This window comes from Acinetobacter sp. 1124_18A (assembly GCF_052824995.1).
Genome location: NZ_VTDF01000005.1, coordinates 213,710 through 225,440, shown reverse-complemented (window position 1 = coordinate 225,440; position 11,731 = coordinate 213,710). Strand labels below are relative to the sequence as shown.

Annotated in this window: 11 protein-coding genes; 1 reads left to right on the top strand and 10 read right to left on the bottom strand. The window is 42.4% G+C overall.

The window, feature by feature from the left end; translation table 11 throughout:
• Nucleotides 1-27: 27 nt before the first annotated feature.
• The 10 genes from paaK to paaA are packed head-to-tail and all read right to left on the bottom strand — an operon-like array spanning nt 28 to nt 9,325.
• Entirely contained in the window at nt 28-1,317 is a 1,290-nt protein-coding gene (gene paaK / locus FY048_RS12420; protein WP_017390397.1) for a phenylacetate--CoA ligase PaaK, read from the bottom strand.
• Between the two features lie 40 nt (nt 1,318-1,357).
• Nucleotides 1,358-2,566 carry a 3-oxoadipyl-CoA thiolase gene (gene pcaF, locus FY048_RS12415; RefSeq protein ID WP_446091337.1) on the bottom strand — a complete coding sequence of 403 codons (1,209 nt, stop codon included), beginning with the start codon at nt 2,564-2,566 and terminating at the stop codon, nt 1,358-1,360.
• A 12-nt stretch (nt 2,567-2,578) separates the two neighbouring features.
• Nucleotides 2,579-4,117, bottom strand: coding sequence for a 3-hydroxyacyl-CoA dehydrogenase (locus tag FY048_RS12410; RefSeq protein ID WP_446091336.1), 1,539 nt, complete (start codon nt 4,115-4,117; stop codon nt 2,579-2,581).
• 2 nt (nt 4,118-4,119) lie between these two features.
• Nucleotides 4,120-4,911 (bottom strand): 2-(1,2-epoxy-1,2-dihydrophenyl)acetyl-CoA isomerase PaaG, encoded by a 792-nt coding sequence (gene paaG / locus FY048_RS12405; RefSeq protein ID WP_130118533.1) that lies wholly within the window; start codon nt 4,909-4,911, stop codon nt 4,120-4,122.
• Nucleotides 4,911-5,684: an enoyl-CoA hydratase-related protein gene (locus FY048_RS12400; RefSeq protein WP_446091335.1), complete on the bottom strand. Its 774-nt coding sequence runs from the start codon at nt 5,682-5,684 to the stop codon at nt 4,911-4,913. Before FY048_RS12400 ends, paaG begins: the two co-directional genes overlap by 1 nt.
• 9 nt (nt 5,685-5,693) lie before the next feature.
• Nucleotides 5,694-6,755: a 1,2-phenylacetyl-CoA epoxidase subunit PaaE gene (paaE, locus tag FY048_RS12395; RefSeq protein ID WP_446091334.1), complete on the bottom strand. Its 1,062-nt coding sequence runs from the start codon at nt 6,753-6,755 to the stop codon at nt 5,694-5,696.
• Nucleotides 6,756-6,778: 23 nt separating this feature from the next.
• On the bottom strand, nt 6,779-7,279 hold the full coding sequence (gene paaD / locus FY048_RS12390) for a 1,2-phenylacetyl-CoA epoxidase subunit PaaD (RefSeq protein WP_446091333.1): 501 nt from the start codon (nt 7,277-7,279) through the stop codon (nt 6,779-6,781).
• A 16-nt stretch (nt 7,280-7,295) separates the two neighbouring features.
• Nucleotides 7,296-8,051 (bottom strand): 1,2-phenylacetyl-CoA epoxidase subunit PaaC, encoded by a 756-nt coding sequence (paaC, locus tag FY048_RS12385; RefSeq protein WP_446091332.1) that lies wholly within the window; start codon nt 8,049-8,051, stop codon nt 7,296-7,298.
• 12 nt (nt 8,052-8,063) lie between these two features.
• On the bottom strand, nt 8,064-8,354 hold the full coding sequence (gene paaB, locus FY048_RS12380) for a 1,2-phenylacetyl-CoA epoxidase subunit PaaB (protein ID WP_016138685.1): 291 nt from the start codon (nt 8,352-8,354) through the stop codon (nt 8,064-8,066).
• Between the two features lie 32 nt (nt 8,355-8,386).
• Entirely contained in the window at nt 8,387-9,325 is a 939-nt protein-coding gene (gene paaA / locus FY048_RS12375; protein WP_016138686.1) for a 1,2-phenylacetyl-CoA epoxidase subunit PaaA, read from the bottom strand.
• Nucleotides 9,326-9,590: 265 nt separating this feature from the next.
• Between paaA and paaZ the strand changes: the two genes are divergently transcribed.
• Nucleotides 9,591-11,693: a phenylacetic acid degradation bifunctional protein PaaZ gene (paaZ, locus tag FY048_RS12370; protein WP_446091331.1), complete on the top strand. Its 2,103-nt coding sequence runs from the start codon at nt 9,591-9,593 to the stop codon at nt 11,691-11,693.
• Nucleotides 11,694-11,731 lie beyond the last annotated feature (38 nt).

Sequence of the window (11,731 nt, the reverse complement as noted above, 5' to 3'; positions counted from 1 at the left end):
GATTCTATACCCTGAATGATCTTGATGTTAAGCAATCTGACGCATATCGATTACCCGCTTTGCCTTACCTTCCGAACGAGGTAAGGTCGCTTCTGTAACAACCTCTACAGTAACGCTAATCCCAATCATGGTTTTAATGCGTTTCATCAACTCCTGAGCAAGTTGATTGGCCTGTATAGTACAGTTATGACACATCTCTGTACGAATATGCAAAGTATCCATATGGCCTTTTTTAGTCACCAAAATTTCATAATTTGGAACTAAATGCGGAACTTGCAAAATTTGCTCTTCAATTTGGGTCGGGAAAACATTCACGCCGCGAATAATGAGCATGTCGTCACTACGGCCCACAATTTTATCCATCTTACGCATTGCCAGATTTTCGCCAGCGAGTAAACGGGTCAAATCACGGGTACGGTAACGAATAATCGGTAAGCCTTCTTTGGTAATGGTCGTAAAGACTAACTCACCAAGTTCGCCATCTTTACAGACTTCACCCGTTTCAGGGTTAATAATTTCTGGGTAGAAATGATCTTCCCAAATCGTTAATCCCTCGCCCTCACCTAAGCACTGCATCGCAACACCCGGACCCATCACCTCAGACAAACCATAAATATCGAGTGCCTTAATATTGAGGCGTTCTTCAATTTCACGGCGAAGTTCGTTGGTCCACGGCTCGGCACCAAAAATACCGACTTTTAAAGATGTATTACGTGCAGTACCAAATTGTTGTTCCAGCTTTTCAATAATACTGACGCAATACGATGGCGTAACCATAATTGCAGTAGGTTTAAAGTCTTGAATGAGCTGAACTTGCTTTTCAGTTTGTCCACCAGACATTGGAATCACGGTTGCACCTAAGCGTTCAGCGCCATAATGTGCACCTAGACCACCAGTAAATAGTCCATAACCATAAGCAACCTGAATCATATCTTTGGCACTTAAACCCGCCATGCGTAAGCAACGCGCAACAATGTCCGACCAAGTATTAATATCTTTTTGAGTATAACCCACCACGGTCGGTTTACCCGTTGTGCCCGATGACGCATGTAAACGCACAATTTGCTCTTGCGGTACGGCAAACATTCCAAACGGATAGTTGTCTCTTAAATCCTGTTTGGTGGTAAATGGAAATTTCGCCAGATCGTCCAAAGTTACGAAGTCATCAGGATGTACACCCGCTTCATCGAACTTTTTCTTATAGACCGGACTATTTTCATATACAAAAGTCAGGGTTTGTTTTAACCGTTTAGTTTGCAGCTCTCTAAGCTCTGCAAGTGTTAATTGTTCAACATTATCCGTTGTAAGGCTGTCCATCGCCTCTCTCCTCATTATGTAATTTTTAAAACCGTCTGAATTAATTTAAATTTTCCAAAATCAGTGCGACGCCTTGTCCAACACCCACACACATCGTGCAAAGTGCATAGCGTCCACCTCGTTTTTTTAGCTCACGTGTTGCAGTAATCACTAAACGTGTACCACTCATACCTAGCGGATGGCCTAACGCAATCGCACCACCATTTGGGTTAACGCGTTCATCGTCATCTTTTAGACCGAGTTCACGCATACAAGCCAAAGATTGGGCTGCGAATGCTTCATTCAGCTCAATCACATCCATCTGATCTAGCGTTAAACCTGTTTGCTTTAAAATTTTCTGCACAGCAGGAACAGGACCTATACCCATATATTTGGGTTCAACCCCTGCACTTGCAATGCCAATCACACGTGCTAAAGGTTTTAAACCATGTGTATCTGCAAATTCACGGTTGGTAATTAACACACATGCAGCGCCATCATTTACACCAGAGGCATTTCCGGCAGTCACCGAGCCACCTTCTTTTTTAAACGGGGCTTTTAGTTTTGCGAGTGCTTCAAGTGTTGTTTCACGAGGATGTTCGTCTCGATTAACAACGTTCACGTTTTTCTTACGATCTACAATCTCGACAGGTAAAATCTCATCGTTAAAGAAACCGTTTTGTTGTGCCGCAGCCGTTTTTTGTTGGCTACGCAATGCAAACACATCTTGGTCTTCACGACTAATCTGATATTTTTCAGCTACATTTTCGGCAGTTTCCGGCATGCTGTCGGTACCGTATTGTGCTTTGAATTGCTTATTTACAAAGCGCCAGCCAATAGTCGTGTCGTAAATTTCAGGTGTGCGGCTAAACGCTTCGGTTGGTTTAGCTTGTACAAATGGCGCACGGCTCATCGACTCAACGCCACCTGCCAATACAAACTGCGCTTCACCAGCTTTAATTGAGCGTGCTGCAAGTCCCACAGCATCTAAACCCGATGCACACAAGCGATTGACTGTCATGGCTGGCACTGTATCTGGTAAGCCAGCCAAGAGTGTTGCCATACGTGCAACGTTACGGTTGTCTTCACCTGCTTGGTTAGCACATCCTAAAAATACTTCGTCTACCGTATTCCATGGTAAGTTCGGGTGTTTATCTTTTAAATATTTGATTGGCAATGCAGCTAAATCATCTGCACGTACAGCACTTAGGGCACCTGCATATCGTCCAATTGGGGTACGAATAAAATCGCAAATTAAAACGTCTTCCATGTTGACTCCTGATTATGCAAATTCGGTCATATCACGTGAATATTGAGTAGCAATGTTTTGAGTTTTCGCTACGTATTGCTTGAGGTAGATACTCGCGCGATATTTTTCCTCTCCATACAGTGCATATAAGTTATTTAAGGTTTGGAGCACATAAGCACCGCCCATTTGTGTCAACCACTGGTAAGGACCCTTAGGATAATTCACTCCATATTTCATGGCATTATCAATATCTTCCAGACTCGCAACACCATGTAAGCTTGCTTCGCAGGCTTCATTAATGAGTAAAGCGATGGTGCGTAAGGTTAACAGTGCTGGATGGTCCTTAATCCACATCACGCTGATGCCAAACTGTGCAAAGTAAGCTTCAACTTTAGCCAAATCACTTGCTTCACAAAGCTCGTTATGACTGAGTACTAAAGCCTCTGCTTGCTCAAAATCATGATGCCAATCCATCAAAACCACTTTACGGCTCAGGTAATGAATATTGGCCGACTCACCTTGGCTTAAACGTAAATCGATATCATCAATTTGAAGGATATTATCGTCGCTGGCAGATCCGCTTTTTAAACCTAAACGCGTTAAAAACGCAGGTAGCTGAGACCAAGTCCCTTTTAGCTGAATATGGCCATCGACTGGCTTGGCAACCACAGCTTGGGGCTGAAATGTCTCGTACTGATTTTTTTCGTTATAGCGATAAAAGCCCTGTTTCGACTTACGGCCCCAAGCTCCTGCATCGACCAATTCTTTTTGAATTAGACTTGGACGGTAGCGTGGCTCGTAAAAAAATTCTTGATAAACGCTTTGGGTCACAGAAAAGTTAACATCTTGACCAATGAGGTCTGTAAGTTCACACGGCCCCATCGCAAAACCGCCACATTGCTTTAAGGCGTAGTCTAGCTGGTCGTAGCTGGTGACTTGTTCTTGCAGTGCTCTAAAGCCTTCAGCATAAAACGGACGTGCAATTCGGTTCACAATAAAACCGGGAGTCGACTTGGTTAATACTGGGATTTTTTTCCAGCCGAGCATCAAGTTTTTTAAAGCCAAACATAAGCTGTTTGGGGTTTTTAAGCCTTGTACGATTTCCACCAGTTTCATCACTGGCGCAGGGTTAAAAAAGTGTAAACCGACCACACGCTCAGGATGAGCAATGCCCGCCGAAATTGCAGTCACTGAAATTGAAGATGTATTACTTGCAAAAATAGTTTGCGCACTACAAATTTCAGCAAGTTGCTTAAATAAAGACTGTTTAACTTCTTTTTTCTCAACGACCGCTTCAATCACCAAGTCAGCATCACGCAGCGCTTCAACTTGATTCACCACAGTTAAACGCGCCAAGGCTTCATCCGCTTGCTGTTGTGTGAGCTTGCTCTTTTCAACCAGCTTTTTAAACGTCTGCCCCAAGCCCTCAACGGCTTGTTGCGCTTTTTGAGCATCCAGATCATATAAAATGGTCGAGTGCCCATTGACGATCGCTAACTGGGCGATGCCGATGCCCATGGTGCCAGAACCAATGACGGCAATTTGGGCACGAGATAAGTCTAAATCTGTCATGCTTAGCGCCCTTTAAAATTTGGTTCACGTTTATTCATAAAGGCTTGAACACCTTCACGATAATCTTCTGAACGACCAGCAATGCGTTGTAAGTCACGCTCTAACAACACTTGTTCATCAAAGGTGTTATTGCTTGATTGATGAATGGCTTTTTTAATAAGAGATAAACCGAAAGTAGGCTGTTTCGCTAAACGCTCCGCGAGTTCAGTGACTTTTGCTTTAAGCTCAGCGTCTTCAACCACATCCCAAATCATGCCCCATTCTTTTGCGGTTTCTGCTGGTAGCTTGTCACCTAACAGAGTCAAACCCATCGCACGCGCATGGCCTACGGCACGTGGTAAAAACCATGTACCAGCCGAGTCTGGAACCAAACCTAAGCGACAAAATGCTTGCACAAAGTTTGCCGATTTGGCTGCAATCACCAAATCACATGCCAGTGCAATATTTGCCCCTGCACCTGCTGCCACACCATTTACGGCGCAAATCACAGGCTTTGGCATATTTACAATCGTTTTAATGAGCGGGTTATAGTAAGTTTCAATGGAATATCCTAAATCTGGAGCTTCAGCATTTGGGTCTACTACCCGGTCACCTAAATCTTGCCCTGCACAAAAGCCACGACCTTCGCCACTAATCACCACACAGCGAACATCCGGATTTTTGGTCCAAAGGTTTAAAACCTCTGCCACTTCACGATGCATATCAACGTTAAAGCTATTCAGTGCTTTTGGGCGGTTAAATGTCAGGTAGCCAACACCATTTTTTTCTTCAGCAATAATATTTTGATAGTCCATCACTCACCTCTAAACACTGGCTTTCTTTTCTCAAAGAAAGCATTAATCCCTTCGTTTCGATCTTTTGTAGCCGCCAGCCAGACAAAGTTTTGTCGTTCAAACTTGAGTCCCTGACTTAAAGTCGTTTCATGAATATTTTTAATTGATTGTTTAATCACGCGAATCGCTAAAGGCGCTTGTTTCGCAATTTTGGCTGCAAGTTGAATAGCATATTCAACGGTTAATTCAGTCGGTACCACTTGGCTGCAAATACCATGTTGCTCTGCTTGTTTCGCCGAAATCATCTCACCTGTCATTGCCCAGCGCATGGTGAGTTGTTGTCCAACCAAGCGAGCTAAACGCTGTGTTCCCCCTGCACCCGGTAACATGCCAAGGCCAATTTCAGGTAAAGCAAAACGGGCATTTTCACCGCAAATCACCATATCTGAATGCAAAACTAACTCAAACCCAGCGCCTAAGGCATAGCCATTCACTGCGGTAATGAGCGGCTTACTAAAAGCATCAATTTTTTGCCAAAGCTTCGGACGAATATCGAGTTGCAAAGCGACAGAGTCCATAGCAGCCAATTCTGTAAGATCTGCCCCAGCCGCAAAACATTGAGCGTTACCCGTTAAAACCACCGCTTTGACTTGAGCATTATGTTCAGCTTCTTCGAGCAACTCGCATAAACATTGCAATGTTGCATTGTTTAAAGCATTTCTTTTTTCTGGACGGTTTAGTGTTAATAACAAGACACCGTCAGCTGCTGTGCTGGCTTTGATCAACTCTTGCATGAAAGGCCTCTATTCATCAAAACTCAAACGAACATTTGAACCCTTTGGTAAGGTCTGGCAACTGAGCACATAGCCCCTTTCGACTTCATCTTTTTCAAGACTATAATTAAGGAACATATCGACTTCACCAGAAACAACTTTACAACGACAGGTCGCACACACCCCACCTTTACAGGCATACGGTAAATCAGCACCAGCACGTAAAGCCGCATCAAGAATACTTTCATCGTCTTGAGCCACAGAAACGATCAGCTCACGACCATCTAAAATGATGTTTACTTTTTCTTCTTTGCGGTTTGCATCAGCTTCAGCACTACGTTTACGGGCTTGCCCTGTATGGAAACGTTCAGTGTGAATTTTCTCTGCTGCAATCCCATAATTTGGTAACGTGCTTTCTACAGCATTCATCATTTCTTCTGGACCACAGGCAAAAACATGGTCAAAACTCGTTTCAAGCACATTAAAATCAAAAAGCTGTTTTAGCTTTTCTGCATCAATACGACCATTCATCAGTTCACTGTCGTTGAACTCACGAGAAAAAATATTGATGAGTTGAAAACGCTCTTTAAACTGATCTTTCAAATCCATAATTTGCTCGGCAAACATGGTTTGTTTCCATGAGCGATTGCCATAGAGCAACGTAAATTTAGCTTGAGGTTGTTCAAACAATACTTGCTTAACAATCGATAAAATTGGGGTAATACCACTGCCCGCAGCAACGCCTAAATAGTTTTGCCCACCAGCCTTTGCTGCTTTTTGAAAAAACACGCCTTGTGGTGGCATCACTTCAAGCACATCGCCCACTTGTAAATGGTCATTTGCCCAATGTGAAAATTGCCCCTGATCAATTTTTTTAACCGCAATACTGATGTCTTCTTTTGCTGCATAGCTACAAATTGAATAACAACGGCGGATTTCACCAGCTTCAGTTAAGTGGCGAATGGTTAAGTGTTGCCCCGGTTGAAATTGGAATTGTTCTTGTTGTTCAGGTACAACGTCAAATGCAATACAAATTGCCTGATCGGTTTGAGGCGTAATACTTTTTACTTTTAATGGTACAAATTGGCTCATGGCTGATTTCCTTATCTAAAGACTTAAATACATTTGAAGTAATCAAAAGGCTCAAGACAGTCCTGACATTTATAAAGTGCTTTACAGGCGGTAGAACTAAACTCTGTTAACAGTCGGGTATGTCGGCTTTTGCAACGTGGACACTCAACACCATTTTTTAAATTAACGTGAGTACCACACTGATGCGCCAACCCTTCAGGTGGTGCAATGCCATAAACTTGCAGTTTCTTTTTACCCGCCTCAGACATCCAGTCGGTGGTCCATGCTTCTGATAAATCGACCATGACTTTGACTGGTGTCAAAGCTTCTGCGGTAAATGCTTCAGCAATTTGTGCTTTCAACATGTCTGTTGCTGGACAACCGCTATATGTCGGAGTTAAACGAACAATAATTTCTTGTTGATCGTTAATTTCTACACCGCGAATCATGCCTAAATCCACAACAGATAAAACCGGAATTTCAGGGTCACTTACCGTTTGTAGAACATCCCAACATTGGTCGATGCAATGACGAATCATTTGCATGGCTCACCTCCTTGTCTTACCAGGTCATTCCTGGATAAGTTCTTTGAATACTCTGCATTTCAGCCAACAAATAACCTAAATGCTCGGTATGCAATCCTTGTTTTGCACCACGGCGATAAGCACCGTTCACAGCAACATTTAATTCAAAACGCTTAAGCTCATCTGCAATGGTTTGGTTCCATTGTTCTTTTTCATTTGAAAAATCTGGAATCACGCCTTGTGCGACTAATGCTTGTTCGTCTGTATTGAGTTCAAATAATTCAGCAGTAAAACGCCATAAATTATTTAATCCCTCTTGCACACGTTGATGCGCTTCATCTGTGCTTAAACTTAAACGCTCCATCCAGCTTGTCGAAAAGCGAATGTGGTATTTCACTTCTTTTAAAGATTTGACAGCAAGCGCACCTACTTCTGGAAGCGAGCTCTGTGTTAAAGCAGTCATTAAATGAAGATGGTAATGATCCATCAACCATTGGCGTACAATCGTTTGTGCAAAATCGCCATTCGGTTGTTCACACAACAGTAGGTTTAAAAACTCACGTTCAGTACGGAAATACGCAAGCTGATCTTCATCACGCTTAGCCTCATCATACTGCCCAGCTAAAGTCAGAAAGTTTCTTGCCTGACCTAACAAGTCCAAACCGATATTTGCTAAAGCAATATCAATTTCAAGCTCAGGCGCATGCCCGCACCATTCAGCCAAACGCTGCGATAAAACCAGTTGACTGTCGCCAATATGTAATAAGAATTTAGATAAAACTGTATTATTCATTTCCATTCTTCCTTACATATGCTCAATGCCATCTGGGATATGGTAGAAAGTTGGGTGGCGGTAGACCTTATCTAATGACGGATCGAAAAATTCTGATTTTTCATCAGGTTGTGAAGATCTAATCATTTCCGAACGAATGACCCAAATGCTAATTCCTTCATTACGGCGTGTATAAACATCACGAGCATGTTGCAGTGCAATTTCATCATCCGGTGCTCTTAAGCTGCCTACATGACGGTGGCTTAAACCTTGTTTACTACGTACAAATACTTCGTAGAGCGACCAGTTGTTTTTATCTTCCATTTTGATTTCCTCAAATTTTTCCATAAATCTTGTTAAGCCACTTTGTTCGCTTCAAGCTGCTGTTTTTTCGCATAGACCACTGCTGCATCACGAACCCATTTGCCGTTTTCCCAAGCTTTACGGCGCGCTTCGATACGCTCGTGATTACATGGTCCACGTCCGGCAATTACTTCATTAAATTCGTGCCAGTCGATCTCGCCAAACTCGTAGTGACCTGTTTCTTCATTCAGTTTTAAATCTGGGTCTGGTACTTCTAAACCAAGCTGTAAAATTTGCGGCACCGTGTTATCAACGAACTTTTGACGTAATTCATCGTTACCGAAGCGTTTGATTTTCCATGCCATGCTTTGCGCGCTGTTTGGAGAATGCTCATCACTTGGACCAAACATCATGAGTGCTGGCCACCAATAGCGATTTACTGCATCTTGTGCCATCTGTTTTTGTTCTGGTGTACCGCCTGCCAAAGCCATCATGGCTTCAAAACCTTGGCGTTGGTGGAAACTTTCTTCTTTACAAATACGTACCATTGCACGTGCATACGGTCCGTAAGACGTACGGCAAAGCGCAACTTGGTTCACAATGGCTGCCCCATCGACAAGCCAACCAATTGCAGCAACATCTGCCCAAGTCAAAGTTGGATAGTTAAAAATTGATGAGTATTTCATTTTCCCATCAATCAATTTTTCCATCATGTCATCACGGTCAGCACCTAAGGTTTCTGCGGCGCTATACAGATATAAGCCATGACCTGCTTCATCTTGTACTTTCGCGAGCAAAACCGCTTTACGTTTTAAAGTCGGCGCACGAGTAATCCAGTTTCCTTCAGGCAACATACCTACAATTTCAGAATGGCCATGTTGCCCAATTTGACGAATCAATGTTTTGCGGTAGGCATCGGGCATTTGATCCTTAGCCTCGATCGTAATTTCATTGGCAATATTTTGTTCAAATTTCTGGTAGTTGTTTTCCATTCTTTCATTCCCTGTAGGTATCACCCTTGAATCTATTTTTCGATACACTAAAAACAAAGTCAATCACTTTTTTAGTATCAAATTAAATTACCAGCAGCAAAGCACATCAAATTATTGAAATTATTAAACTTAAACCAATTGTAAAAAACCTTTTTACTTTTACAAATCAAAATAAAGTTGACTTTTAGACAAATTAATCTGAAATTATGAATCATATTTTTGCAGTTTTTATAATTGATGTATCACATAAAAAAGGAGTTTGGTCATGCTTGAACAAGCACACCTAGAAGGAACCTCAACTGACACAGATTTTCAGCAGTCTGAGCATCAACTGTCTCATCTTGCTTCTTATGTCTATGGAACATGGCATTCGACGAGTGAAGAACTACGTCCTGTTTATCACGCCATTACAGGTGAATCGATTTATGCCGTAAGTAGTCATGGCATTGATATGAAACGTGTTGTTCAATATGCCAAACAAAATGGTTCAGAACTGGCTAACTGGACATTTCACCAACGTGCAAATGCGTTAAAACAAATTGCCCAATATTTACTTGAGCGTAAAGAAGAGTTCTACAAACTTGCTTATGCGACAGGTGCAACTCGTAAAGATGCATGGATTGATATTGAAGGTGGCATCCAGACATTATTTGCTTATTCGAGTTTGGTTCGACGTGAACTCAATGATGAAAAAATTATTACTGAAGATAGCTGGATTCAATTATCTAAAAATGGAACTTTTGGTGCTAAACACATTTTAAGTCCTAAAGCGGGTGTTGCCGTTCATATCAATGCTTTTAACTTCCCAATTTGGGGAATGCTTGAAAAGATTGCACCGACTCTACTTGCAGGTGTGCCATGTATTGTTAAACCTGCAACCGATGGCTCTCAATTAACTCAAGCGGTTGTAAAAGCCATTGAAGAAGCGCATGTATTACCAAAAGGCTCACTACAACTCATTTGCGGTCAGACTTATGACCTGTTCGATCACTTAGGACCTCAAGACTGCGTTACGTTTACAGGTTCTGCTTACACAGGTCAAAAATTACGTAATCACCCTCACCTCAATAAATATTCGATTCCATTTAGCATGGAAGCCGACTCGGTAAACAGTGCAATTTTAAGTCCTCAAGCAAATGAAGAAACGATAGATTTGTTTGTGCGTGAAGTCTTCCGTGAAATGACCACAAAAGCAGGCCAAAAATGTACTGCGATTCGTCGTGCTTTCGTTCCTGAAAATTTGTTAACTACTGTACAAGAAAAGCTAACTGCTAAACTTGCTAAAGTTGTGGTGGGCGACCCTCAAAAAGAAGAAACTACAATGGGGGCTTTAGCGAGCATTAAACAAAAACATGACGTCGCAGAAAAAGTTGCTGAACTCAGCAAAGACGCAAAAATTGTTTTTGGTGGCAACGATAGCTTTACATTTAATGCAGATCATCCTGAAAAAGGTGCTTTTTTCGCTCCAACTTTATTGTTATGCGAACAACCTTTGCAAGCGACACATGTTCATACAACAGAAGCTTTCGGTCCAGTATGTACACTCATGCCATATCAAAACATTGAGGAACTTGCCGATCTCGTTTCACGTGGTGAAGGTAGCTTAGTGGCTTCAGTTGTTAAAAATAACGATGAAAATATCGAACAGATTATTCAAAAAATTGCACCTTGGCATGGACGTGTGCATGTACTCGATGCAGAGTCAGCAAAAGAAAGTACAGGACATGGTTCACCACTTCCGCATTTAGTACACGGCGGCCCTGGTCGTGCAGGTGGCGGTGAAGAATTAGGTGGCATTCGCGCGGTTAAACACTACATGCAGCGTACTGCAATTCAAGGTTCTCCAAATAGCCTGACTCAAATTACCCATTCATGGACTGCTGGCTCGAAAGTTAACGAAGACCGCGTACATCCATTTAAAAAATCTTTTGATGAGTTAGTGATTGGTGAACGCCTATTAACGGCGCGTCGCACCGTAAGCGAAGCAGATATTGTTAACTTTGCTGGTTTAAGTGGTGATTACTTCTATGCGCATACCGACAAAATTGCAGCTGCCGAGTCTTTCTTTGGTGAGCGCGTTGCACATGGCTACTTCATTGTGTCTGCCGCAGCAGGTCTATTTGTAGATGCAGCTCAAGGTCCAGTGATTGCCAATTACGGTATGGACAACTTACGCTTTGTTGAACCAGTTAAAATTGGTGACTCGATTCAGGTTGAACTGACCTGCAAACAAAAAACACCTAAGCCACAAAAAGACCCATCTCAGCCTGCGCATGGGGTTGTGGTGTGGGATATTAAAGTCAAAAACCAACGCGGTGAACTTGTCGCAACTTACGATATTTTGACTTTAGTTGCTCGTGATTTATAAATAGAGCTCAAACTGATGGATATTCAGTTTATCCATCA